Genomic DNA, 23,251 nt, shown 5'->3' with positions numbered 1-23,251 from the left:
CTATACTGCCGAGTGAGTAGCCTCGTTGATCAACGGAACAAGTGCGCTTCCCAATGCACGCCAGGAAAGACAGTCTTCCCGCCAGCATTCTCGCCTCGATCAGGAGCAGGAAAAAGCGGCTTGACGCAGCGCATATGGAGGCAAGGCCGCGTAGCGCCGGAACGTTGATCGCTTCCTACAATGTCCACAAGTGTGTCGGTACCGACCGCCGCTTCGATCCGGAGCGGACCAGCCGGGTGATCCATGAAATCGGCGCCGACGTGATTGCGCTGCAGGAGGCCGACACACGTTTCGGCGAGCGCACGGGCATACTCGATCTCGGCCGGCTGGAGCGGGAGACGGGGCTGATCCCTGTGCCGGTCGCCGGCATGGCGAAGGCGCATGGCTGGCACGGCAATGTCGTGCTGTTCAAGAAGGGGCTGGTGCATGACGTGCACCAGGTGAAACTGCCGGGGCTGGAGCCGCGCGGCGCCCTCGTCGTCGAAATTGAGCTGGAAGAGGGCGGCGCGCTGCGGATCATCGCCGCGCATTTCGGCCTGTTGCGCCACAGCAGAGCCCAGCAGGCCCGTACCCTCGTCGAACTGATCAACGACAGGCATGAGATGCCGACCATCCTGCTCGGCGACCTCAACGAATGGCGGCTCGGCGACCGCTCGTCGCTGAACACATTCCAATCCGCCTTCGGCGAGCTGCCGCCCGCCGTGCCGAGTTTTCCCGCCGGCCTGCCGCTGCTGGCGCTCGACCGCATCATCGCCAACCGCAAGGGGATCATTTCGGAGGTAGAGGCGCACGATACGCCGCTCGCCCGCATCGCTTCGGACCACCTGCCGATCAAGGCGCTTGTCGATCTGAAGCCGGTGGCCGGTTAGAACCCGGTCGATCGGATGCCTTTCACTTTGAGCGAAACAAACCCGTGAGGCGGCGAAATCGCTGAACCCAAAACTGCGGATCGATCTTTTCCGATGAAGACGGCGCGGTCAATCGCTCAAGGCGAGGCAAGAGAAACGCAGCCCAATCGTCAAGATCGTTTTTGCTGAAATAAGGCAGCCAGATGTCGGAGGGAGCCTCCCATTGTCGCGAATTTGCTCGAGCCAGGTCACCAAGCTTGACCAACACAAGTTGGCCATTGTCGCCGACGACTTCGACCTCCGGATCGGGATCGGGCCTCGGAAGGCGGGCGATGATGGTTTCTTCCAGGGTTTTGCCAACTGTCCGATCCGCCTCGTCGAGGCGATGAAGGATTCTTGTGTCGCCGGCGGAGCCGGAGCGCTCGGTCATATTGATCGTGAACTTGGCGCCGATAAGGATGTTCGAAGATTGGGATACCTGGAGCCAACAATGCCTTCCGCCCCGGGCAAAGCTGCACTTGCCGCCAGGTTGCGATTCCCAGCCGAGCTCCTGAAACGTCGAAGCCAACAGCGAGCGCATATGTCGGTGCAAGTCCTTGCTTTTCAGGTAGTCGCGCATGCTTCATAACCCCTCGGGCATCTTACGTCATGCTCCTCCAAGAAGGCTTTCTCCGCTCATGCGGTGAACTTGGTCTGCGCCACCTTTTGGCGGCTCCCGGTCCGCCATTTTTGGATAGGCCGTTCGATGAGTTCCCAGCTCAGGGCGGAAAAAGCGATTGTGGGGATCGCGACGACGACCAGCTGGATGATCCCCCGCTTCAGCGGATAATCGAACACCCGCCACATCATCTCCGTTATCAGCCAAAGCATCGGGAAGTGGTAGAGATAACATCCGTAGCTGATGCGCCCGAGATAGGCCAAGGGCCGGGCTCCAAGGATGCGATTGAGAATCGGGCTGTTCCCTGATGCCGTTATGGCAATCACAATTGCCAACGGCAGAAGCGGAAGAATTTGTAGAAGAAAATCGACGACCACCGGGGATTGTGGGCGGCCATCTGTCTCGACGAGTTGCAGGCCACCCCACAATGCTGCCGGCAGGATTGCTGCAATTAGCCGCGTTTGGCTCGGGCGTACCAGCATGCCCGAAAAAAAGAAAATCAAGGCTCCCACGCCCAGTGCATCCAGCGAGAAGGGCGGCCACAAGACCACGTTGTCGGGGTAATAGCCCGTGACATAACAGCCGAGCCAGAATGCCAGCGCAATGGCGATGGCGCCTGCGGCGGCCAGCGTCACCGATCTGTTTGTGCAGTTCAGGACAACCAGCGGCCAAAGGAGATAGAACTGCCATTCGACGGACAGGGTCCAGGTATGTGCAAGCACCCATGGGTTCCAATTCTTGCCCATCGCGAACCAGACGTTCGACAGAAAGGCGAGATGATAAAAAAGCCCATCCCGGAACGTGACGAGGCCGATCGCGGCGAGGGCCAGGACCATGGCGTAGTAGATCGGCAGGAGCCTGAGCGCTCTTCGCGCGTAGAAAAATCGCAGCGCCGCAAAACCGAGCCCCTCGGAGTCGCGCAACGCGACCAGGTTGCCGGTGATCAGGAAGGAACTCAAAATGAAGAACGCTCGCACCGCCAGATCGCCGAGCAAGGAGTCTCCATCGACGAAATGCGTATAGAACACACCAAGGATGGCGAGAGCCCGGATGCCATCAAGGCCCCTTATTCGCTCCTCCGCCATTTCCCAACCATTCCTTCGACCCCGACGGGGTCATATTCCGACAGACCCCGGCCAGGCGCAAGAGGAAGAAGCTCGGCTTGCAAGGCGATGCCGGCTCTTTACTCGAGGTGACGAGAACCGTTCCGCTAGTGCAAAAGGGCGTTGTGGAGGGCGGGATTACTCCCACAACATGACTTGACGTCTTCCCATCTTTGCGGAATGCTAAGATGTCAGACCAATTTCGGCGTCGACTGCCTGAGCAAGAAAATGGGGAACCATGAAGGCAAATCGTAGCGACAGGCCGGTGATCCGGCCGCTTCCCGTCATGGACCGGGCGCGTCAGGTGACCGATGCGCTGGCGGATTATGTGGAGGAAGCGCGGTTGCAGGCGGGTGATCGGCTGCCGGCCGAGCGGGAGCTGATGGCGGCCCTTGCCGTCGGCCGTTCGACCATTCGCGAGGCCATCCGGCATTTCCAGGCGCTCGGCGTCATCGAGACGCGCAAGGGCAGCGGCACCTATCTTTTGAAGCCGGTGTCCCGGGCGACAATCCATATGCCGCTGTCGTTCGACGCCGTCCATCTGCGCGACGCACTGCTGCAGACGCTGGAGGTTCGCCGCGGCATCGAATGCGAGGCGGGCATGGTGGCGGCCCGGCGGCGCACCGAGAAGGATCTCGTCGTCATCGAGGAGAAGCTCAACGAGATGGAGCGGGTGCATCTGGAAAAAGGCACATCCGGGCCTGAGGATCTCGCCTTCCATCTCGCCGTCTATGACGCCACCCACAATCCGCTGTTTCGCCAGCTGCTCGAGCAGATGCGCGAGACCTTCGAGCGCTTCTGGGAGCACCCGTTCGACCGGCAGGATTTCGCCCGCCGGTCCTTTCCCTTTCACCGCACGCTTTTCAACGCGATCGCTGCGCGGGATGCCGAGGCGGCGCGGGCGGAAACACTGAAAATTCTCGATATCGTCGAAGAAGACATCAAGGAAATGTCCAAATGAGCAACGGCGCCGAACCGTTCGATTTTGCCTCCCTCATCACGGCGCACGACGAAGCCAACTTCGCCGAGGCCGTCGTGCCGCCGATTTTCCAAACCTCGCTTTTCACCTTTTCCGATTATGACGAGATGATTGCCGCCTATCGCGGCGAGAAGGTGCGGCCGATCTATACGCGCGGCCTGAACCCGACGGTGCGCGCTTTCGAGGAGATGCTGGCCAAGCTCGAAGGCGCAGAGGATGCGCTGGGTTTTGCGAGCGGCATGGCGGCGATCTCCTCGGCGGTGCTGAGCTTCGTCGAGCCGGGCGACCGCATCGTCGCGGTCCGCCATGTCTATCCCGATGCCTTCCGCCTGTTCGGCACCATCCTCAAGCGGATGAAGATCGAGGTGACCTATGTCGACGGGCGCGACGAGGAAGCGGTCGCCCGAGCGCTGCCCGGCGCCAAGCTGCTCTACCTGGAAAGTCCGACGAGCTGGGTGATGGAGGCGCATGATGTCGGCGCGCTGGCAGCACTCGCCAGGCATCACGGCGCCGTCTCGATGATCGACAACAGCTGGGCGAGCCCGTTCTTCCAGCGGCCGCTGACGCTCGGCGTCGACCTCGTCATCCATTCCGCTTCGAAATATCTCGGCGGCCACAGCGATGTGGTGGCGGGCGTCATCGCCGGTTCGAAGGAGATGATCGCGCGCGTCAAGGCCGAGGCCTATCCCTACCTCGGCGGCAAGCTTTCACCCTTCGACGCCTGGCTGCTGATCCGCGGCCTGCGCACGCTGCCGCTGCGCATGAAGGCGCATGAGGCCTCCGCACTTGACATCGCCAAGCGCCTGCAGCGGCTCGAGGTGGTGGAGACGGTCTGTCATCCGGCCCTCGCCAACAGCCTGCCCGCGGGGCTCAACGGCACCTCGGGCCTGTTCTCGTTCATCTTCCGCGACGGCGTCGATATCCGCGCCTTCGCCGACCATCTCAAGCTGTTCAAACTGGGTGTAAGCTGGGGTGGGCATGAAAGCCTGATCGTACCAGGCGAGGTCGTGCTTCAGCAGAAGGCACAGCCGAACTCCGCGCAAACCTTCGGCATCCATGCGCGATCCGTACGCCTCCATGTCGGCCTCGAAGGAACCGAGGCTCTGTGGAGGGACATCGAGGAGGCGCTCGCCGCCGCCTCACAATCCTGAAACCCGAGAGAAACCTAACAAGGGGGAACTGAGCCATGAAAAAACTAATAATCTCGACGTTCTTTGCTTCGATGATGGCCGGCACGGCCTTTGCCGATACGACGCTCAAGCTTGTCGAAGTCATCACCAGCCCGGAGCGCACCGAAACGCTGAAATCAATCGTCGGCAAGTTCGAGGCCGCCAATCCCGGCACCAAGGTCGATATCATCTCGCTGCCCTGGAACGAAGCCTTCCAGAAATTCGCGACCATGGTCTCGGCCGGTGACGTGCCCGATGTGATGGAGATGCCCGATACCTGGCTGTCGCTCTATGCCAATAACGGCATGCTCGAAAGCCTCGAGCCCTATCTCGAAAAATGGGAGCACACCAAGGAGCTGACGCCGCGCGCGCTCGAGCTCGGCCGCGACGTCAAGAACACCGCCTACATGCTGCCCTATGGCTTCTATCTCAGGGCAATGTTCTACAACAAGAAGCTGCTTTCGGAGGCTGGTGTCGCCGCGCCGCCGAAGACGCTCGAGGAGTTTACTGCCGCGTCCGAAAAGGTCTCCAAGCTGCCGGGCAAATATGGCTACTGCATGCGCGGCGGCCCGGGCGGCCTCAATGGCTGGATGATATTTGCCGCCACGATGGCCGGCGACAACAAGTACTTCAAGGAAGACGGCACCTCGACCATGAACAGCCCCGGCTGGGCAAAGGGCATCGAGTGGATGGTCGATCTCTACAAGAAGGGCTATGCGCCGAAGGACAGCGTCAACTGGGGCTTCAACGAAGTCGTCGCCGGCTTCTATTCCGGCACCTGCGCCTTCCTCGACCAGGATCCGGATGCGCTGATCGCCATTGCCGAACGCATGAAGAAGGACGATTTCGGCGTTGCGCCGCTGCCGAAGGGGCCCGACGGCAAGTCCTTCCCGACCATCGGTTATGGCGGCTGGTCGATGTTTTCGACGAGCGCCAACAAGGATCTCTCCTGGAAGCTGATCGCCACCCTCGAAGGGCCGGAAGGCAATATCGAGTGGAACAAGCGCATCGGCGCCCTGCCGGCCTATACGGTGGCCGAGAAGGATCCCTTCTATGCCGGTGACCAGTTCAAGGGCTGGTTCGAGGAACTGGCGGATCCGAACACGGTGCCGACCGTGATGCCGACCTATCTGGAGGAGTTCGCCTTCTTCAAGGATTCGCTCGCGATCAAGACCTCGCAACAGGCCTTGCTCGGCGATATCTCGGCGAAGGACCTGGCCGACCAGTGGGCGGATTATCTGACCAAGGCGCAGCAGAAGTTCCTGGCCAAAAAGTAATTGGTGGGCTCTGAGTGCGGAGCCCCCTCATCCGACCCTTCGGGCCACCTTCTCCCCGCTGGGGAGAAGGGAACGGAGACGTCGCGGCATATTCCCTTCTCCCCAGCGGGGAGAAGGTGCCGGCAGGCGGATGAGGGGGCCTCGACCTCCTGCTTCAGATGTATCACCCGGGCGAGACTCCGCTGATCAAGACAATGGAAACCGCAATCCGATGACCATTTCCGCCGATATGCTCGACATGCGTCGCGACCGCAGGCCGTGGCTGCGCCGTCTTGCCGATGCTTCGGAGCCCTATCTCTACAGCGCGCCGTCGCTGATCCTGATCATTGCGGTGATGCTGGTGCCGCTGACGCTCGGGCTGTCCTATGCCTTCCGCGATATTCAGCTGCTCAACCCCTTTTCCGGCGGCTTCATCGGGCTCGAGCATTTTCGCGAGTTGTCGAGCGACGCGGCTTTTTACGGTGCGCTGAGGAACACGCTGTGGTGGACTGGCGCATCCGTCGTCTTGCAATTCATCTTCGGCCTCATTCTGGCGTTGCTGCTCGACAAGCCGTTCCCGGGCCGCGCAATCGCGCAGGCGCTGGTCTTCCTGCCCTGGGCGGTGCCGTCCTTTCTCGCAGGTCTCAACTGGGCCTGGCTGTTCAATCCGGTCATCGGGCCGATCCCGCACTGGCTCTTCGCGCTCGGGCTGATGCATGAGCCGGGCAACATTCTATCCGATCCCGATCATGCGATGTGGGGGCCGATCGTCGCCAATGTCTGGTGGGGCATTCCGTTTTTTGCCATCACCCTGCTTGCGGCGCTGCAGGCCATCCCGCGCGATCTCTACGAGGCGGCCTCTATCGATGGTGCCGGCTGGTTCCAGCGTTTCCGCTCGATCACCCTGCCGTTTCTCGCGCCGACGATCGCCATCACCGTGCTCTTGCGCACCGTGTGGATCTCCAACTTCGCCGATCTCATCGTCGTCATGACCAATGGCGGGCCGGCCGACCGGACGCAGATCGTCGCGAGCTACATCTTCACCACGGCCTTCAAGCGGCTCGATTTCGGTTACGCCTCGGCGATCGCGCTGGTGTTGCTGGCACTGCTGCTTGCCTATTCGATGCTGATCATCCTGCTGCGGCAGACGTTGCTGAACAAGGATTGAGGCCATGAAACGATCGCTCATCCCAACGATCGCGCACCGTCTGGCGATCCTCTGCTATATCGCTTTCGCGCTCTTCCCGCTGTTCTGGTTGCTCAAGGTCTCGGTGACGCCGAACGATCTGCTCTATACCGAGGGCGTGCGGATGTGGCCGTCGCGCACCAGCTGGGATCACTATGCTTTCGTGCTGCAGCACAGCGCCTTTCCGACCTTCTTCAAGAACAGCCTGATCGTCTCGGCCTCGACGGCCGTGACGGTGACGATCTGCGCCTCGCTTTCCGGCTATGCGCTGTCGCGCTTCAATTTTCGGGCGAAATACTGGATCGTCGCGCTGATGCTGCTGACCCAGATGTTCCCGCTCGTCATGCTGGTCGCGCCGATCTTCAAGATCCTGTCGCCTCTGCATCTGACCAACAGCCTGACCGGCCTCGTCATCGTCTACACCGCTTTCAACGTGCCTTTCGCCACCTTCCTGATGCAGTCCTTCTTCGACGGCATTCCCAAGGATCTCGAAGAGGCGGCGATGATCGACGGGGCGACGCAGTTCACCGCGTTTCGCCAGATCATCCTGCCGCTGACGCTGCCCGGCATCGCCGCGACGCTCGGCTTCGTCTTTACCGCCGCCTGGAGCGAACTGCTCTTCGCGCTGATGCTGATCAACGGCAACGACGCGGCGACCTTCCCTGTCGGGCTTCTCACCTTCGTTTCGAAATTCTCGGTGGATTTCGGGCAGATGATGGCGGCGGGCGTCATGGCGCTCATTCCTGCCGGCCTCTTCTTCCTGCTCATCCAGCGTTATCTCGTCCAGGGCCTGACGGCCGGCGCGGTCAAGGGTTAAACAGAATGGCATCGATCGATATCCAGAATATCCGCAAAGCCTATGGCCACGTGCAGGTGCTGCACGGCGTCGACCTCGACATCAGAGATGGCGAATTCGTCGTGCTCGTCGGTCCCTCCGGCTGCGGCAAGTCAACGCTGTTGCGGATGATTGCCGGGCTGGAGGAAGTCACATCAGGTGAGATCCGTATTGCAGGCGCCCGGGTGAACGAACTGCATCCCAAGGACCGCGACATCGCCATGGTGTTCCAGTCCTATGCGCTATATCCGCATATGAATGTCGCCGGCAATATGAGCTACAGTCTGAGGCTGCGGAAAACGGCGAAGGAGAAGATCGCGAGCGCGGTCTCCGCGGCCGCCGCCAAGCTCGGCCTCGACCCGTTGCTTGAACGACGGCCGAAAGCGCTCTCCGGCGGCCAGCGCCAGCGTGTCGCCATGGGCCGCGCCATCGTCCGCCAGCCGAAAGCGTTCCTGTTCGACGAACCGCTCTCCAACCTCGATGCGCGCCTGCGCGAACAGATGCGCGCCGAAATCAAGAAACTGCACGGCGAGCTGAGGGCGACCTCGATCTACGTCACACACGACCAGATCGAGGCGATGACGCTGGCGGACCGGATCGTCGCCATGCATGGCGGCGTGGTGCAGCAGGTCGGCAGCCCGCTGGAACTCTATGATCGCCCCGCCAATCTCTTCGTCGCCGGTTTCATCGGCTCGCCCGGAATGAATTTCCTCGAGGCCAGCTACACCGCGGGCGGCGTCAAGCTGAAGGATGGAACGATCGTGCCGCTGGCAAAGCCGCTGCCGCTTGCAGACGGCACGAAGGTGACGCTCGGCATTCGGCCGGAGCATGTGCTGATCACGAACGACGGGAGCGGGCTTGCCACCGACGTGGAACTCGTCGAACCCACCGGCTTCGGCATTATCCTGCACCTCGCCCTGCATGGCCTGCCGTTCAAGATCTTCACTCTGGACCGCGAAGCGCTGAAGGCGGGGCCGAAGGTCAATGTCGCCTTCCCGCCCCAATATCTGCATGTGTTCGACGGCGAGGGACAACGCATCGAATGAGCAGTCACACCAGGGAAATCGGTCGTCAGCGGCTTTATCTCCTGGTTGTTTTCACCTTAAAAGCACTTAGTCAAGAAAAACACCTATCAGATTCAAGGAGATGAAAGAGACCTGGAAAAAGCGTGGGTAATTCTGATTAAGCTATTGAAATTTGATTCGTTTTGACTCGGAACCAATCGTAAACTGATTCGGTTGACTCGCACAGGTTGCGTCAGGAGCGCGAGCGAGATGGTTGCCCCGAGGGCGAATTGGAAGGGTTTTATCAAGTTCGGAGAGGTGGCTTTCCCGGTGGCGCTCTATACCGCCGCCTCCACATCCGAGCGGATCGCGTTTCATACGCTGAACAGGAAGACCGGCAACCGGGTGCGCCGAGAATTCGTGGACGGCGAGACCGGCGATCCGGTCGAGCGGGAGGACCAGGTCAAGGGTTTTGAGATTGAGGACGGCCGCTATGTCGTGCTCGAGCCCGAGGAAGTCGCGGCCGCCATTCCCGAAAGCGACAAGACGCTGAAGGTGGAGGCCTTTATTCCTTTTGACGAGGTCGATGACGTCTATTTCGACAAACCTTATTATCTGGCTCCCGACAAGATGGGCAGCGACGCTTTCAAACTCCTGAGGGATGGTATGAAGAAAGCCAAGGTCGCGGCCATTGCCCGAACGGTGCTGTTCCGGCGCCTGCGAACGCTCCTCATCCGTCCCCATGGAAAAGGGCTGGTCGGCTCAACCTTGAACTTCGATTATGAGGTTCGCTCCTCCGAGAAGGCATTCGAGGAGATGCCGGATCTCAAGATCCAAGGCGAGATGCTGGATCTTGCCAAGCACATCATCAACACCAAGAAGGGCGAGTTCGACCCGAAGCAGTTCGACGACCGTTATGAAGCGGCCGTCGCCGAACTGGTGAAGGCCAAGATCGAAGGCCGCACCCTTCCGAAGAAAAAGGCGCCGCCGGCTCCCAAACCGAGCGACCTGCTACAGGCTCTACGCGAAAGCGCCGGCATGGCGACGCCGGCCAAGACGAAGCGCACCGCTGCAAATGCCAATGCCGGAAAGAGCAGACAGAAGGCCGCGCGCGCGTCGACGACGAAATCACGCGGCGCGGCCGGCGCTCACCAGCGCCGCGCCGGGTGATCGGAGGTTTCCATGGCGATCCGGCCTTACTGGAAAGGCTACCTCAAACTGTCGCTCGTCACCTGCCCGGTGCAGATGATGCCGGCCACTTCCGAAAATGAGAAAGTGCGTTTTCACACGCTCAATCGCGCCACCCAAAACCGCGTCGTTAGCCACTATGTTGATGCCGTCACCGGCAAGGACGTGAAAGATGAAGACGAGGTGAAAGCCTATCAGCGTGGCGAGAACGAATATGTCTTGCTTGAAGACGAGGAGTTGGAGAACGTTGCGCTTGAAAGCACCAAGACGATCGATATCGAGGTCTTTACGCCGCGCAACGGCGTCGAATGGATCTGGCTCGACACGCCCTACTATCTTTCACCGGACGATCCGGTCGGCCAGGAGGCGTTCTCGGTGATCCGCGATGCGATGGCCGCCGAGGACATGGTCGGCATCTCGCGACTGGTGATTGCGCGCCGCGAGCGCGCCGTGATGCTGGAGCCACGCGGCAAAGGCATCGTTCTTTGGACCCTGCGTTACGGGGACGAGGTGCGCGACGCGGAGAGCTATTTCGAGCGGGTGGACGATCAACCGGCGGACAGTGAGATGATGCCGCTGGTCCAGCAGCTCATCAAGAAGCAGACGCAGCACTGGAACCCGAAGATGGTCTCCGACCCGGTGCAGGATAGGCTGCTCGACATCATCGAGGCCAAGAAGAGACAAATGAAGAAGCCCGTCAGAGCAAAATCCAAGGGCAAGGAGAAGGCGGAGCCGGTGCCCAGCAACGTCATCAACATCATGGACGCCCTGCGCAAATCCGTCGATGCCGAGAACCGACCCGACAGGCATTGAGCGATGACCAGACCACGCGGCCCCTCCGCTCCGCTTCTTCGCGAGTCGAATTCCATACAATCACGACCCCTCCGTCGGCGTGATCCCGACCAGCCAAACCTGCCGTTCGATGCGATGCCGTCGAGAGTGGAGCCGTGCCTGGCCTTGCTGAAGCAGACGGTGCCGCAAGGGCCGGATTGGCTTTATGAGGTGAAGTGGGACGGCTACCGATTGGCGCTCCACATTGAGCCAAAGGGCATCCGCATTCTCACCCGTGGCGGACATGACTGGACCCACCGATTTCCTAACATCGCCGCAGGGGCAAGAGAACTCGGTGTATCGACCTGCATTCTCGACGGAGAAGCGGTCGTCCTTGATGACGAGGGTCGCTCCGACTTTGGGGCGTTGCAGCGCTCGCTCGGCGGAAGGGGCGGCAAACGAATCTCGACCGAATCCATCTTCTACGCCTTCGATCTATTGTATCTCGACGGTCACGACCTGACGCGCACCGAGCTCTCGGTCCGCCGCCATCTTCTCGAAGATCTGATCCCTGAGACCGACGATGGCGCTATTCGGTTCTCGCAAGACCTGGATCTAGGTGGCGAGGAACTGCTTGAGCACGCATGCCATCGGGGTTTGGAAGGCATCATTGCAAAGCGCAGGGATAGCCCTTACCGCAGTGGTCGTCTCGGGGACTGGCAGAAGATCAAATGCGTTCAGAGCGAAAGTTTCATGATCGTCGGGTACGAGGAATCGGTCAGCAACCGCGGTGGGCTCGGTAGTCTTTTGCTTGCGGGTCGAAAGGGTCACGACTGGATCTATGTCGGCTCCGTCGGCACAGGCTTCAACCGAATGGAGGCGGAGTATCTGCGCAAGACGTTGAACCGCCTCCAGACAAAAAAACCTGTTGTGCCGCTCAAAGGAAAGCGCCTCGTCTTTTCTCAACCGACACTCATCGCCGAAATCGAGTTTCGCGGCTGGACGCGTGAGGGCAGCTTACGACACCCCTCATACAAGGGCCTCCGCGAGATCCAGGATAACGCCGCGGTCTTCGATATGACTGATGCCCCCGCGATCCCATGAACTCCGGCACTGCGATCGAAATCTTGCAAGGGCCAACTGCGACCTGTGCCCAATCCTCGCCCCTGTCAGGCGGCATGTTTGCCGGTGCGGCCGAGCCTCTTGATCGCCTGCTCCAGGGGACGCTGCCCATCGCAATAATCCTTCCAGGCGGATGACTTCGATAGCAAAGCAGGCACGGTTCGAATCGTAAACCTTTTAGGATCGAGGTCCGATTTCACCTGCGTCCACGTCAGAGGCATTGACACGGTCGCCCCTGGGCGGGCTCGAGGGGAGAGCGGCGCCACGGCCGTCGCCATGCGATCATTGCGCAGGTAATCGAGGAAAATGCGACCGCCCCGCAGGCTCTTGGTCATCTTGATAAGGTAGAGATCGGGGTTGTTTCGGGCCATCTGCTGGCAGACGTCATGCGCGAAGGCCTTTGCCTCGGGCCATGACAACGGTTTTCGTTTGTTGACTGCAAGCGGGGTCACGACATGCAAGCCCTTGCCGCCCGTCGTCTTGCAGAAGCTGATCAATCCGAGGTCTTCCAGCCGGTCGCGCATCTCGCGGGCAGCGGCAACAACCGTGGAAAAGGGAACATCGGGACCGGGATCAAGATCGAATACCAGGCGGCCAGGAACTTCCGGTTGCCCGGGTTCACAGTTCCACGGATGGAGCTCGACCGCCGCGATCTGGGCGACTGCGGCGAGCCCTTCGATGCGGTCGATCTGGAGGTATGGCTTCTTGTCGCCGAATACCTTGACCAGTTCGAGCAGTTTGGATTGTCCAGGCATCGCATGACGCTGGAAGAACTGCTCGCCACCAACTCCGTCCGGCGCGCGGATGATGGAGCAGGGCCTGCCCTTGAGGTGCTCGATCATCCAGTCGCCGACCGCCTCGTAATAGCGGGCAAGGTCTTCCTTGGTTACCGGCTCACCATCATTGGCGTCCGGCCACAATGGTTTGTCCGGGCTTGAAATCAGCACACCCATGACATCGGCCTTCTGACCCCTGCGGCGCGTCGATTTTGGTTCGGCCCGGGGAGCCGGTTCCGCAATCTCGGCCTTGGAGGATCTTAGCGGTCGCTCCGCCTCGACTTCTTTGGCCGGCTTATCTTCACGCAAGCCCTTGAAGGCCGCCTGCCGGACGAGACCGTCCGCGGTCCAGCCCTCGAATTCGATCTCGGCGACAAGCTCGGGCTTCACCCAGACGACGTCAGCCTGCTTCTTCGGCGCGCCGATACCGGTGAACGGCGACTTCGCCGTCTCCAGCGCCTTCAGTTTCGGCAGCAGTGTTTCGATCTTCTTGGCGCCGTAGCCGGTCCCGACACGGCCGACATAGACAAAGTGATCGTCGCCGAAAACGCCGACGAGAAGGGAACGAAACTTGCCGTTGGTCTTGGCATAGGCGCCGATGACCACCTCGTGCCCCGCCCGGCATTTCGACTTCGCCCAGCTTGCCGTTCGACCGGATTGATAGGGGGCATCTGCCTTTTTCGACACAATGCCTTCCAGCGATAGCTTGCATGCCGACCTGAGCACGGCGTCGCCGCCGCCTGTGAAATGTTCGACGTAGCGGATGCGAGGGTCGTTGCCGGCCTCCGCGAGAAGCTCCTGCAGTCGCGTCTTTCGTTCAATGATGGGCTTGAGGCGGAGATCCTCACCGCCGTCATAGAGGAGGTCGAAGGCGAAGTAGACGAGGCTGCCGGTCTTGCCTTCCGACAGCGCCGCCTGAAGCGCGGCGAAGTCAGGCGCGCCGTGCTCATCGAGAGCGCAGATTTCACCATCGATTATGCAGTCTGGAAGCGCTGACGCCGCCTCGGCGATTTCGGGGTATTTGGCCGTCCAGTCGAGACCTTTTCTGGTTTTCAGCGTGGCTTCGCCGTCGAGCACACGCATCTGGATGCGGTAGCCATCGAACTTGATCTCGTGGATCCAGCTGTCGCCGCCAGGCGGCCGCTCCAGCTTCTCGCAAAGCTGCGGCGCGATGAAATCCGGAAGATCAACCGCCGTCGCGGTGCTGGCGCGCTTTCCGCCTCTCGCCTCCTGCCGCTCCTCGGCGGCCAGTCCGTGATTGCTGTCCCAGACGGCGTCAGCTTCGATCTTGCCGCCTTCCACCATGAAGGGTTTCGGCTTGCGCCCCTTGCCGGCCGCGATCATTTCCATGCTGCGGCCCGAGGCGACCGAGGTGACGTTCTCTTCCAGAATGGCAGCACCGTCTTCCTCCACGGAGAACTCGTCGTGATGCTTGATCAGCAGCCAGTTGGTACGCTTGCTGCGGTCGCGATCGTTGCGCATGCGCACAAGCACGAAGCTGCCGTGCAAGCGCTCGCCCTCGAGCGTGAACTTGAAATCGCCCTTGGCAAGCGCCTGCTCAGGGCTCTTCCGCCCCTCCGGCTCCCAATAGCCGCGATCCCACAGCATGACCGTGCCGCCGCCATACTGGCCTTTCGGAATCGTCCCTTCGAAATCGCCATAATCGAGCGGATGGTCCTCGACCTCGACGGCCAGCCGCTTGTCTTGCGGATCGAGCGAGGGACCTTTCGTGACAGCCCAGCTCTTGAACACGCCGTCGAGTTCAAGCCGCAGGTCGTAGTGCAGACGTGTCGCATCGTGCTTCTGAATGACAAAGCGGCGGCGGTTGCTCCGTTTGAGGGGCCGCTCGCCGCTGGGCTCAGCAGTCTTCTGAAAGTCGCGTTTTGATCGATAGCTTGATAGCTTGTCGCTGGCCATGGCTGTTCCCGGGCATTCGGTCCTCAAACGAAATATTGGTGATCGTTGTTCCAGCCGCGGCAGCGTTCCCCGTTTGAGTAGGCACGACAGCGACGGTTCTACGGGGAAACAACTACAATTTCAGCTCCGAAAGCCCAGATAGCAAAGGAGATCGAGATGCCTTGGGTTTTGACCTGGCGCGGCTCCTCCCGGGGCCGCGCGACAGGTATCTTGAAGTCAGGGTCCCGACGTGAACTGCGCACGCCTGGCCCTTAGCCAAGAGCAGCGACACGCGTGGGTCGCACCGGGCGGCTGGTAGCCTGCACCTGCCAGGGAGCCACGACCGCGGGCATGCCGGCTTCGACGCACGCGGCCATGAAAGCCTCCCGCGCAATCAAAGGGGCAATAACCCGGTTAAGAGCGCCCCGACAGGTCTTGACCGCGCGCTTGTGACGCTCTCCGTGGCCCAACGGCCATTCGTTTTCCAGGAAATCCAAGGCGTCATAGACGCCCGTAAAAGTTCGTTCCAGGCCGCACTGCAGCCGGACCGTCACTGGACGAGTCCAGAGCACATCGTTCAGCGGCATTTTCTTCTCCTCCTTTCGATGCCAGCTTGATCCCTTAAAAATATTGGAAATGGCTGCCGGTAGTTCAAGACCGCAGCGATAATCCATTAATGGGTATGCCTACAGGACAAATTCCGCCTGCCGCTGTTGGATGCGAGAGAACGATTGCAACAGCTCCTCGGCTGGACGCGCCCGGGCGAGCCAGATCATCCCCGCTCCTCAGTAGGGGCCGTCGTCATAGAACCATGCGCCGAGCGGAAAATCCTTTTGTCGCTTCGCCCGGAAGGGCTATATCCTCTGGTGATCTCATTGGATTGGATTGAAATGACCGACACTGTTCTCGACCGCTTCCTCCGTTATGTCGTTATCGACACCCAATCCGATCCCTCCTCGTCGACGCAGCCGACCACCGAGAAGCAGAAGGATCTCGGCCAGATTCTGGTCGACGAACTACTGGAGATCGGGCTTTCCGATGCCCATCTCGATGAACATGGCTATGTCTATGCCACCATTCCGGCCAATAGCGACAAGGCGGTGCCGGTCATCTGTTTCTGCTCGCATATGGACACGGCGCCCGATTTCAGCGGCACGGATGTCAAGCCGCAGATCGTCAGGAATTATGCCGGCGGAGATATCCGGCTCATTGGCGACTCGAGCCGGGTGATCCGTGTCGCCGAGCATCCGGAGCTGAAAAACCAGATCGGCAACGACATCGTCACGACCGATGGAACGACATTACTCGGCGCCGATGATAAGGCGGGACTGGCGGAAATCATGACCGCGGCCGGGATTCTGGTCGACAATCCCGATATCCGGCACGGAACGATCAAGATCCTGTTCACGCCCGACGAGGAAGTCGGACGCGGTGTCAACAAGGTCGACCTGGATAAACTCGGAGCGGACTTCGCCTATACGATGGACGGCGAGACGGCGGGTCACATCGAGGACGAAACCTTCTCGGCCGACGGCGTCGAGATCGGCATAACAGGCGTGGCGATCCATCCGGGCTTCGCCAAGGACCGTATGGAGAACGCTATCAAGATCGCCAGCGCCATCATCGACCGGCTGCCGAAGGATTTGGCGCCGGAGACGACGGAAGGCCGGCAGGGCTTCATCCACCCGGTCGGCGTGACCGGCTCGATGGAAAAGGCGTCGCTGAGCTTCATCATCCGCGACTTCACGGAGGAGGGGCTAGCTGAGAAGGAGGCGATGCTCGAAACTATCGTCAAGCAGGTGATGTCTGCCTATCCCGGCTCGACCTACCATTTCCAGGTGACGGAACAATATCGCAACATGAAGACGGTGCTCGACCGCCATCCGGAGATTGTCGAGAACGCGCTTGAAGCGGTGCGTCGTGCCGGCATGACGCCGGTGCGCGGCAGCATCCGCGGCGGCACGGACGGCTCCCGCCTCTCCTTCATGGGGCTGCCGTGCCCGAACATTTTTGCCGGCGGCCATGCCTTCCACTCGCCGCTCGAATGGGTGAGCCGCCAGGATATGGAAAAGGCGGTCGCAACGATCGTGGAGCTTGCAAAGATCTGGGAAGAGCGCGCCTAAGGCGCTCCTCCCGCTAGGAAAATCCAGTTTTAGCCGCCATTTACCGGGATCCCGCCGCGCAGCATCACGCTGTCATAGGCGGGACGGGGGGTCGGGATCGCGATCCGCATCGCCGGCTCGGGCGCAGGCGCGGTTTCCGGTTGGGTCACCGGAGCCGTTATCTGCATTGGCGCCGTGCTCGCCGTCGCCATCGGATCGGGCGCCGGCAGAGGAACGGGAACGGCCGAGGGTATCAGCGCCTCGAATTGCGGTGGCAGCATGCTTTCGCCGGGCACATAATTCATCGCCACCTCATAGGACGGCAGCGGCGGCGGCGTTTCCAGCACGCCGTTCGAATCGCGCTTCTCGTAGAAGGCGTTGCCGCCGGCGACCGTCACATAATGCATGTTGTCGTAGGGGAATTTCAGACCGTCGGTGTGGAAGAACATTGCATCCTTCACGGCCGGATGGCGCGCACCCTTCAGGAGGATCGCATCGGCCGCGGTGGCAAGTTCCGGTTCCGCCTGAGCCTTGACTTCGCGCGTCATGACTCCGGGCGCAAACTGCCTCTCCTGGGCGACGACGCCGCAGATCGATGGGGGGTAGGCGCCTGACGTCAGCCTGTTCATGACGACGGTGCCGACGGCCAGATAACCATCTTCGTCGGAATGCTGCGATTCGAAATACATCGCGCGCTTCAGGCAGTCGCGATCCTTGGCGGTATAATTGAAAGTGACTTTCGCCGCTTGAGCCTGTTTGGTCTTTGCCGGCGTCGTCGCCGGCTTCGGTGTTGTGGTGCAGCTTGCAGCCGCCAGTCCTACGAATAAAATCCCGATCAGGGATTTTCCAAAGGAAATCTCCGCCCTCAACGCCAGGTGCCTCCTATGGGATTAGTCCAGCCCTTTATGATTAACGCGCAAAATCTTTTACTCGTCATATGACTTAAACACAAACAACCTGAGATCACAAAAGGCCGGATGGACTCCCGTCAAGGGCGATTCCGGCCGATGCCTGCGACCAGCTGCTGGATAAACGCGCAGGGTTAACGAATTATTAAGCAAGGCGCCGTGAGCGCGTCAGAAAAGACGCGCGCAATCGAGATCAGCCGCGGAACAGCTTCCAGCGGGTCGGCTTGAACGCCACGCGGTGACGGTCGAGCCGGTCAGCCTCGCTCGGCGGCAGCTCGATTTCGATATTTGGCCGGTCATTGCCGATATCGAGTTCGATATGGCGCGTACCGGCGACGCGGCGGCTGGAGACCGGCTGGCCGCCAATGCAGTTTTCGGCTGATTCGCAGAGCCTGACATCATGCGGGCGGAAGTAGAGCTGCGCCGGTCCATCCGGCTCGCCATCGGCATTGAGGCCGAGCGAGCGACCTTCGAAGAGAATATCGCCGCCCGAAATCTCGACCTGCAGGCAGTTGGATTGGCCGATGAAGCCGAAGACGAAGGGCGAGTTCGGATAATCATAGACTTCGTCGGGCGTCCCGACCTGCTCGATCGCACCCTGGCTCATCACGACGACGCGGTCGGCAAGCTCCAGCGCCTCATCCTGGTCGTGGGTGACGAAGACGGTGGTGTGGCCGGTACGGTCGTGGATCTCGCGCAGCCATTTGCGCAGGTCCTTGCGCACCTGAGCATCGAGCGCCCCGAAGGGTTCGTCGAGCAAGAGCACATTCGGCTCGACGGCCATGGCGCGGGCGAGCGCCACGCGCTGACGCTGGCCGCCGGAAAGCTGGGCGGGATAGCGTTTTTCGAGGCCGGAAAGCTGCACGAGGTCGAGCAGCTCCAGCGCCCGACGGCGGATGTCGGCCTTCGCGGGACGCCGGGCACCCTTTCTGACCCTCAGGCCGAAGGAGACGTTGTCGAGCACCGTCATGTAGCGGAAGAGGGCGTAATGCTGGAAGACGAAGCCGATATTGCGCTGCTGCACCGATTTTTTCGAGGCATCCTCTTCACCGAAGAAGATCTGTCCCTCGGTCGGGCTTTCCAGGCCGGCAATCAGACGCAGCAATGTCGTCTTGCCGGAGCCCGAAGGGCCGAGCAGTGCGATCAGCTCGCCGGAGCGGATGTCGAGCGAGACATCGTGGAGCGCCGGAAAACGATCGAATTCCTTGCGGATGTTTTGAACGCGTACTTCCATTCCAGATCCTTCAGTGCCGCCGGCTGGCGGAGATTTCAGCGCTGTAGCGCATTTCCAGCAGCGTCTTCAAAACAAGAGTCACGAGCGCGAGCAAGGCCAAAAGCGTGGCGACGGCAAAAGCGCCGGTGAAATTATATTCGTTATAAAGAATTTCGACCTGCAGCGGCATGGTGTTCGTCTGGCCGCGGATGTGGCCGGAGACGACAGAGACCGCGCCGAATTCGCCCATGGCGCGGGCATTGCAAAGCAGCACGCCATAGAGCAGGCCCCATTTGATGTTCGGCAGCGTCACGTGCCAGAAGGTCTGCCAGCCGCTGGCGCCGAGCGACAGGGCTGCCTCCTCGTCGGCCGTTCCCTGCTCCTGCATCAGCGGGATCAGCTCGCGGGCGACGAACGGGAAGGTGACGAACATCGTCGCCAGGATCAGCCCCGGCACTGCGAAGAGGATCTTGATGTCGTTTGCGCTGAGCCAATGGCCGAGCCACGTGTTGGCGCCGAACAAGAGCACGAAGACCAGGCCCGAAATCACGGGTGAAACCGAGAAGGGCAGGTCGATCAGCGTCGTGAGGAATGCCTTGCCCTTGAACTCGAACTTGGCGATCGCCCAGGCGGCGGCGACCCCGAAGGCGAGGTTCAGCGGTACGCTGATGCCGGCGACGACGAGCGTCAGGCGGATCGCCGAGAAGGTCTCTGCATCGCCAAGCGCCTCGATGAAGGGGCCGGCACCTTTGCGAAAAGCCTCGACGAACACGGCGGCGAGCGGCAACAGCAGGATTAGCAGCAGGAAAAGCAGCGAAACGGCGATCAGCGTGTATCGCGCCATTCTGTGTTCGGTGGTCACCGAACGCAGTTTCGTCGGTTGAACGGTCGCATCAAGCGCCATAGCCGTACCTCCGCCTGCTCCAGCTCTGGATGAGATTGATGACGAGCAACAAGGCGAACGAGATCACCAGCATGATCGCCGCGATGCCGGTCGCTGCCGCATAATTATACTCTTCGAGTTTGATGACGATCAGCAGCGGCGCGATTTCCGATTTGAACGGCAGGTTGCCGGCGATGAAGATGACCGAGCCGTATTCGCCGACGCCGCGGGCAAAGGCGAGCGCGAACCCGGTCAGCACGGCCGGCGCCAGCCCCGGCAGCAGCACGCGGAAAATCGTCTGGAAGCGGTTGGCGCCGAGCGTTGCCGCGGCCTCTTCGACCTCCTTGTCGATTTCCTCCATGACAGGCTGCACGGTGCGCACCACGAAGGGCAGGCCGACGAAGATCAGCGCCACGACGATGCCGGCCGGGGTAAAGGCAATCTTGATGCCGAGCGGTGTCAGCAACTGGCCGACCCAGCCGTTCGGCGCGTAGAGCGCCGCCAATGCAATGCCGGCGACGGCCGTCGGCAGCGCGAAGGGCAGGTCGACCATGGCGTCGATGACGCGCTTGCCGGGGAAACGGTAGCGCACCAGCACCCAGGCGAGGATGATGCCGAAGACGGCGTTGATGATCGCAGCGATGAAAGCGCTGCCGAAGCTGATGCGTAGCGCGTTCAATATGCGCGGATCGAACGCGATCGACCAGAATTTCTCCCAGCCGAGCGCGCTCGACCGGACGGCAAGGCCGGAGAGCGGGATGAGGATCAGAAGGGTGAGCCAGGTCAATGTAAGACCGAGCGCCATTCCGAAACCCGGAATGACGCTCGGTCGCTTGAACCGCCACCGCGTGGGGCTATGTGCTTTCATGAAGTCTATTATTGGGCCGGCTTGTAGATTTGGTCAAATACCCCGCCATCGCCGAAAAATTTCGGCTGGGCTTCCTTCCAGCCGCCGAAGTCGTCGATGGTGGCGAGCTGCAGCTTCGGGAAGCGGGCGATATCGGCCGGATCGGCGGCTTCAGGCTTGATCGGCCGGTAGTAGTGCTTTGCGGCGATCTTCTGGCCTTCATCCGAATAGAGGTAGTTGAGATAGGCTTCGGCGACCTTGCGCGTGCCCTTCTTGTCGACATTGCCGTCGACGACGGCGACTGGCGGGTCGGCGCGGATAGAGAAGCTTGGCGTCACGATCTCGAACTGGTCAGGACCGAGTTCTTCGAGCGAAAGATAAGCTTCGTTTTCCCAGGCGAGCAGCACGTCGCCGAGGCCGCGCTGGACGAAGGTGGTCGTGGCACCGCGGGCGCCGGTGTCGAGAACAGGAACATGCTGCAGCAGTTTCGTCACATATTCCTGCGCTTTGGCATCGTCACCGCCATTTGCCTGCTTGGCCCATGCCCAGGCTGCCAGGAAGTTCCACCGTGCGCCGCCCGAGGTCTTGGGGTTGGGGGTGATGACCTGCACGTCATCCTTGACCAGGTCGCCCCAGTCCTTGATGCCCTTCGGGTTGCCCTTGCGGACGAGGAAGACGACGGTCGACGTATAGGGCGTCGAATTGTTGGGCAACTTGGTCTTCCAGTCGGCCGGGATCTTGCCGGTCTTCTTGGCGATGGCGTCGATATCGCCTTCGAGGGCCAGGGTGACCACGTCTGCGTCGAGACCGTCGATGACCGAGCGGGCCTGAGCGCCGGAGCCGCCATGCGAGGCCTGGATCGTCACGGTTTCACCCGTATCCTTCTGCCACTTGGCGGCAAAGGCGGCGTTGAAATCCTTATACAATTCGCGAGTCGGATCATAGGAAACGTTGAGAAGCGTTTGATCGGCGAATGCCGGAGCGATGCCCCCGATCGCAAAGCTGCCTGCCATGACCGCGGCTGCGATGAGCCGGGTGAACCGTTGTGTCTGCATTGAGGAACCCTCTCCTGTTATGTCTTAACTCTATCAAGTCAGTCGTATAATGAAACAAAGGTTCTTCCGGTTCCGGGCTTGGCCTTAGAATGTCATTCCATTTCGGGGCTGATTTGGAAATGAGCGTGCCGAAGTTGGCCGCGGCCAATTGGGGCAGACCGTGTTTTTTTAGCCACAGTTCTTCCACGAAAGCGCCATGGTGAAACCGATTTTTGCGATGGTTTTGCCGCGATGACGCTTGCGGATTCCTATATGGGCCTCCGTGCGGTCGTGTTCACCGGCCGCTACGTGGGGGCATCCCTTGAAATGCGCCTCACAATTCAAACCTGTTAGGGCCATTCAAAATGAATATCAGAACTATCCTTTTTGCCTCCGTTGCCGCCCTTGCCGCGGCCTCCGGAGCACGCGCAGCCGACGCCATCGTGGCGGCGGAACCCGAGCCCGTGGAATATGTTCGCGTTTGCGACGCTTACGGTACCGGCTATTTTTATATTCCGGGAACGGAAACATGCCTTTCGATCGGCGGTTACATCCGTACCGAAGTGCGCTTCGGTGACAACATTGCCGGCGATTCCGACGTAAACTTCTGGACTCGCGGTCAGGTCACCTTCCAGGCCAAGAACGACACCGAGTACGGCACGCTGACCGGCGTCCTGACGCTGCGTTACAATGCCGACAACGCCTCCGATCAGGAAGCGCTGCTGGACGAGGGCTACATCGATATCGCCGGTTTCCGCGTCGGTAAGCTCTATAGCTGGTGGGACGACGACATGAGCGGCGAGACCGATACGCTCGCCAGCAACGAGACGACCCACAACTCGATCCGTTATCAGTACGAGAATGGCGCTTTCGCCGCCGGTCTCTCGGTCGACGAGCTGGAAGAAGACTATGCCACCAAGCCGGGCGAAGGCCCGAACAACTTCGGTGTCGCAGGCCAGGTTTCCTACAAGGCCGGCGCCATCAGCGCTTACCTGCTTGCCGGTTATGACACCGACACCAGCGAAGTCGCCGTCCGCGGCATCGTCTACGCCGACATCGGTCCGGGCACGCTCGGCATCGCCGGCGTCTGGGCAAGCGGCGCCAACTACTACTACGAAGAGTCCGAATGGACGATCGCAGCAGAATACGCCTTGAAGGTCAACGACAAGTGGACAGTAACCCCGGGGTTCCAGTACTTCGAAAACATCGCCCTCGAGGCTGACGGTAACGGCTTCACTGGCGGCAGCGCCTACACGACCGGGGTGACGATTGACTACCGCATCGTCGACGACCTCAGGACGAAGCTCAGCGTGCAGTACCACGATGAGGACGAAGGCGACGACGAAGTCTTCGGCTTCCTGCGCTTCCAGCGCGATTTCTAAGTCGGTTTGATTTCAGACGAGCGGGCGCGGCCTTCGGGCCGCGCCTCAGACTGCTGACAAACCCGTCGATATTTTCGGCGGGTTTTGTTTT

21 protein-coding genes are annotated in these 23,251 nt (G+C 60.8%); 12 read left to right on the top strand and 9 right to left on the bottom strand.

Annotated elements, in window-relative coordinates; all coding sequences use genetic code 11:
* Positions 1-53: 53 nt before the first annotated feature.
* On the top strand, positions 54-869 hold the full coding sequence (locus tag CO660_RS24240) for an endonuclease/exonuclease/phosphatase family protein (RefSeq protein WP_097600856.1): 816 nt from the start codon (positions 54-56) through the stop codon (positions 867-869).
* A gap of 22 nt (positions 870-891) precedes the next feature.
* Here CO660_RS24240 and CO660_RS24235 read toward each other — a convergent pair whose 3' ends face one another.
* Positions 892-1,467 carry a hypothetical protein gene (locus CO660_RS24235; protein WP_097600855.1) on the bottom strand — a complete coding sequence of 192 codons (576 nt, stop codon included), beginning with the start codon at positions 1,465-1,467 and terminating at the stop codon, positions 892-894.
* Positions 1,468-1,523: 56 nt separating this feature from the next.
* Complete coding sequence (locus tag CO660_RS24230; protein WP_097600854.1) at positions 1,524-2,591, bottom strand: acyltransferase; 1,068 nt, start codon at positions 2,589-2,591, stop codon at positions 1,524-1,526.
* Positions 2,592-2,847: 256 nt separating this feature from the next.
* On the opposite strand from CO660_RS24230, the gene CO660_RS24225 reads away from it, so the two are divergent.
* The 9 genes from CO660_RS24225 to ligD (CO660_RS24180) all read left to right on the top strand — a co-directional run bounded on the left by CO660_RS24225 (position 2,848) and on the right by ligD (CO660_RS24180) (position 12,101).
* Positions 2,848-3,570 (top strand): FadR/GntR family transcriptional regulator, encoded by a 723-nt coding sequence (locus CO660_RS24225; RefSeq protein WP_097600853.1) that lies wholly within the window; start codon positions 2,848-2,850, stop codon positions 3,568-3,570.
* Positions 3,567-4,739 carry a PLP-dependent transferase gene (locus CO660_RS24220; protein ID WP_097600852.1) on the top strand — a complete coding sequence of 391 codons (1,173 nt, stop codon included), beginning with the start codon at positions 3,567-3,569 and terminating at the stop codon, positions 4,737-4,739. The genes CO660_RS24225 and CO660_RS24220 overlap by 4 nt, the downstream gene beginning before the upstream one ends.
* Before the next feature lie 35 nt (positions 4,740-4,774).
* Positions 4,775-6,034: a sugar ABC transporter substrate-binding protein gene (locus tag CO660_RS24215; protein WP_097600851.1), complete on the top strand. Its 1,260-nt coding sequence runs from the start codon at positions 4,775-4,777 to the stop codon at positions 6,032-6,034.
* Between the two features lie 211 nt (positions 6,035-6,245).
* Entirely contained in the window at positions 6,246-7,181 is a 936-nt protein-coding gene (locus CO660_RS24205) for a sugar ABC transporter permease (RefSeq protein WP_085781048.1), read from the top strand.
* Positions 7,182-7,185: 4 nt separating this feature from the next.
* The gene (locus CO660_RS24200; RefSeq protein WP_085781049.1) at positions 7,186-8,016 is read left to right on the top strand and encodes a carbohydrate ABC transporter permease; all 831 of its coding nucleotides are present in this window, start codon (positions 7,186-7,188) and stop codon (positions 8,014-8,016) included.
* A gap of 5 nt (positions 8,017-8,021) precedes the next feature.
* On the top strand, positions 8,022-9,080 hold the full coding sequence (gene ugpC, locus CO660_RS24195) for a sn-glycerol-3-phosphate ABC transporter ATP-binding protein UgpC (RefSeq protein WP_097600849.1): 1,059 nt from the start codon (positions 8,022-8,024) through the stop codon (positions 9,078-9,080).
* A gap of 228 nt (positions 9,081-9,308) precedes the next feature.
* On the top strand, positions 9,309-10,208 hold the full coding sequence (locus CO660_RS24190; RefSeq protein ID WP_097600848.1) for a Ku protein: 900 nt from the start codon (positions 9,309-9,311) through the stop codon (positions 10,206-10,208).
* A gap of 12 nt (positions 10,209-10,220) precedes the next feature.
* On the top strand, positions 10,221-11,039 hold the full coding sequence (locus tag CO660_RS24185; RefSeq protein WP_097600847.1) for a Ku protein: 819 nt from the start codon (positions 10,221-10,223) through the stop codon (positions 11,037-11,039).
* 3 nt (positions 11,040-11,042) lie between these two features.
* The gene (gene ligD, locus CO660_RS24180) at positions 11,043-12,101 is read left to right on the top strand and encodes a non-homologous end-joining DNA ligase (protein WP_097600846.1); all 1,059 of its coding nucleotides are present in this window, start codon (positions 11,043-11,045) and stop codon (positions 12,099-12,101) included.
* Between the two features lie 65 nt (positions 12,102-12,166).
* On the opposite strand, the gene ligD (CO660_RS24175) is transcribed toward ligD (CO660_RS24180), so the two are convergent.
* Positions 12,167-14,812 carry a DNA ligase D gene (ligD, locus tag CO660_RS24175; RefSeq protein ID WP_097600845.1) on the bottom strand — a complete coding sequence of 882 codons (2,646 nt, stop codon included), beginning with the start codon at positions 14,810-14,812 and terminating at the stop codon, positions 12,167-12,169.
* Between the two features lie 251 nt (positions 14,813-15,063).
* The gene (locus CO660_RS24170) at positions 15,064-15,378 is read right to left on the bottom strand and encodes a DUF982 domain-containing protein (RefSeq protein WP_085781055.1); all 315 of its coding nucleotides are present in this window, start codon (positions 15,376-15,378) and stop codon (positions 15,064-15,066) included.
* 303 nt (positions 15,379-15,681) lie between these two features.
* Here CO660_RS24170 and pepT point away from each other — a divergent pair, with 303 nt between their 5' ends.
* On the top strand, positions 15,682-16,914 hold the full coding sequence (gene pepT, locus CO660_RS24165; RefSeq protein WP_097600896.1) for a peptidase T: 1,233 nt from the start codon (positions 15,682-15,684) through the stop codon (positions 16,912-16,914).
* A gap of 29 nt (positions 16,915-16,943) precedes the next feature.
* On the opposite strand, the gene CO660_RS24160 is transcribed toward pepT, so the two are convergent.
* From CO660_RS24160 to CO660_RS24140, 5 genes are all read right to left on the bottom strand, one after another.
* Positions 16,944-17,762, bottom strand: coding sequence for a cell wall hydrolase (locus CO660_RS24160; RefSeq protein WP_097600844.1), 819 nt, complete (start codon positions 17,760-17,762; stop codon positions 16,944-16,946).
* Between the two features lie 232 nt (positions 17,763-17,994).
* Complete coding sequence (locus CO660_RS24155) at positions 17,995-19,035, bottom strand: sulfate/molybdate ABC transporter ATP-binding protein (protein ID WP_097600843.1); 1,041 nt, start codon at positions 19,033-19,035, stop codon at positions 17,995-17,997.
* A gap of 10 nt (positions 19,036-19,045) precedes the next feature.
* Positions 19,046-19,918 carry a sulfate ABC transporter permease subunit CysW gene (gene cysW, locus CO660_RS24150; protein WP_097600842.1) on the bottom strand — a complete coding sequence of 291 codons (873 nt, stop codon included), beginning with the start codon at positions 19,916-19,918 and terminating at the stop codon, positions 19,046-19,048.
* Positions 19,908-20,765 (bottom strand): sulfate ABC transporter permease subunit CysT, encoded by an 858-nt coding sequence (gene cysT, locus CO660_RS24145; RefSeq protein ID WP_011428112.1) that lies wholly within the window; start codon positions 20,763-20,765, stop codon positions 19,908-19,910. The genes cysW and cysT overlap by 11 nt, the downstream gene beginning before the upstream one ends.
* An 8-nt stretch (positions 20,766-20,773) precedes the next feature.
* On the bottom strand, positions 20,774-21,799 hold the full coding sequence (locus tag CO660_RS24140; RefSeq protein WP_097600841.1) for a sulfate ABC transporter substrate-binding protein: 1,026 nt from the start codon (positions 21,797-21,799) through the stop codon (positions 20,774-20,776).
* A gap of 344 nt (positions 21,800-22,143) precedes the next feature.
* Here CO660_RS24140 and CO660_RS24135 point away from each other — a divergent pair, with 344 nt between their 5' ends.
* Positions 22,144-23,160, top strand: coding sequence for a porin (locus CO660_RS24135; protein ID WP_097600840.1), 1,017 nt, complete (start codon positions 22,144-22,146; stop codon positions 23,158-23,160).
* The last annotated feature ends 91 nt before the right edge of the window (positions 23,161-23,251 follow it).

The sequence above is a fragment of the Rhizobium sp. L9 genome, assembly GCF_002531885.1.
GTDB lineage: Bacteria > Pseudomonadota > Alphaproteobacteria > Rhizobiales > Rhizobiaceae > Rhizobium.
This window is presented reverse-complemented; position numbering and strand designations above follow the sequence as displayed.

What these genes read in the sequence shown, in the direction of transcription:
- CO660_RS24240 (WP_097600856.1), top strand. Translation starts at nt 54, where the DNA reads ATGCACGCCAGGAAAGACAGTCTTCCCGCCAGCATTCTCGCCTCGATC.
- CO660_RS24235 (WP_097600855.1), bottom strand. Translation starts at nt 1,467, where the DNA reads ATGCGCGACTACCTGAAAAGCAAGGACTTGCACCGACATATGCGCTCG.
- CO660_RS24230 (WP_097600854.1), bottom strand. Translation starts at nt 2,591, where the DNA reads ATGGCGGAGGAGCGAATAAGGGGCCTTGATGGCATCCGGGCTCTCGCC.
- CO660_RS24225 (WP_097600853.1), top strand. Translation starts at nt 2,848, where the DNA reads ATGAAGGCAAATCGTAGCGACAGGCCGGTGATCCGGCCGCTTCCCGTC.
- CO660_RS24220 (WP_097600852.1), top strand. Translation starts at nt 3,567, where the DNA reads ATGAGCAACGGCGCCGAACCGTTCGATTTTGCCTCCCTCATCACGGCG.
- CO660_RS24215 (WP_097600851.1), top strand. Translation starts at nt 4,775, where the DNA reads ATGAAAAAACTAATAATCTCGACGTTCTTTGCTTCGATGATGGCCGGC.
- CO660_RS24205 (WP_085781048.1), top strand. Translation starts at nt 6,246, where the DNA reads ATGACCATTTCCGCCGATATGCTCGACATGCGTCGCGACCGCAGGCCG.
- CO660_RS24200 (WP_085781049.1), top strand. Translation starts at nt 7,186, where the DNA reads ATGAAACGATCGCTCATCCCAACGATCGCGCACCGTCTGGCGATCCTC.
- ugpC (WP_097600849.1), top strand. Translation starts at nt 8,022, where the DNA reads ATGGCATCGATCGATATCCAGAATATCCGCAAAGCCTATGGCCACGTG.
- CO660_RS24190 (WP_097600848.1), top strand. Translation starts at nt 9,309, where the DNA reads ATGGTTGCCCCGAGGGCGAATTGGAAGGGTTTTATCAAGTTCGGAGAG.
- CO660_RS24185 (WP_097600847.1), top strand. Translation starts at nt 10,221, where the DNA reads ATGGCGATCCGGCCTTACTGGAAAGGCTACCTCAAACTGTCGCTCGTC.
- ligD (WP_097600846.1), top strand. Translation starts at nt 11,043, where the DNA reads ATGACCAGACCACGCGGCCCCTCCGCTCCGCTTCTTCGCGAGTCGAAT.
- ligD (WP_097600845.1), bottom strand. Translation starts at nt 14,812, where the DNA reads ATGGCCAGCGACAAGCTATCAAGCTATCGATCAAAACGCGACTTTCAG.
- CO660_RS24170 (WP_085781055.1), bottom strand. Translation starts at nt 15,378, where the DNA reads ATGCCGCTGAACGATGTGCTCTGGACTCGTCCAGTGACGGTCCGGCTG.
- pepT (WP_097600896.1), top strand. Translation starts at nt 15,682, where the DNA reads ATGACCGACACTGTTCTCGACCGCTTCCTCCGTTATGTCGTTATCGAC.
- CO660_RS24155 (WP_097600843.1), bottom strand. Translation starts at nt 19,035, where the DNA reads ATGGAAGTACGCGTTCAAAACATCCGCAAGGAATTCGATCGTTTTCCG.
- cysW (WP_097600842.1), bottom strand. Translation starts at nt 19,918, where the DNA reads ATGGCGCTTGATGCGACCGTTCAACCGACGAAACTGCGTTCGGTGACC.
- cysT (WP_011428112.1), bottom strand. Translation starts at nt 20,765, where the DNA reads ATGAAAGCACATAGCCCCACGCGGTGGCGGTTCAAGCGACCGAGCGTC.
- CO660_RS24140 (WP_097600841.1), bottom strand. Translation starts at nt 21,799, where the DNA reads ATGCAGACACAACGGTTCACCCGGCTCATCGCAGCCGCGGTCATGGCA.
- CO660_RS24135 (WP_097600840.1), top strand. Translation starts at nt 22,144, where the DNA reads ATGAATATCAGAACTATCCTTTTTGCCTCCGTTGCCGCCCTTGCCGCG.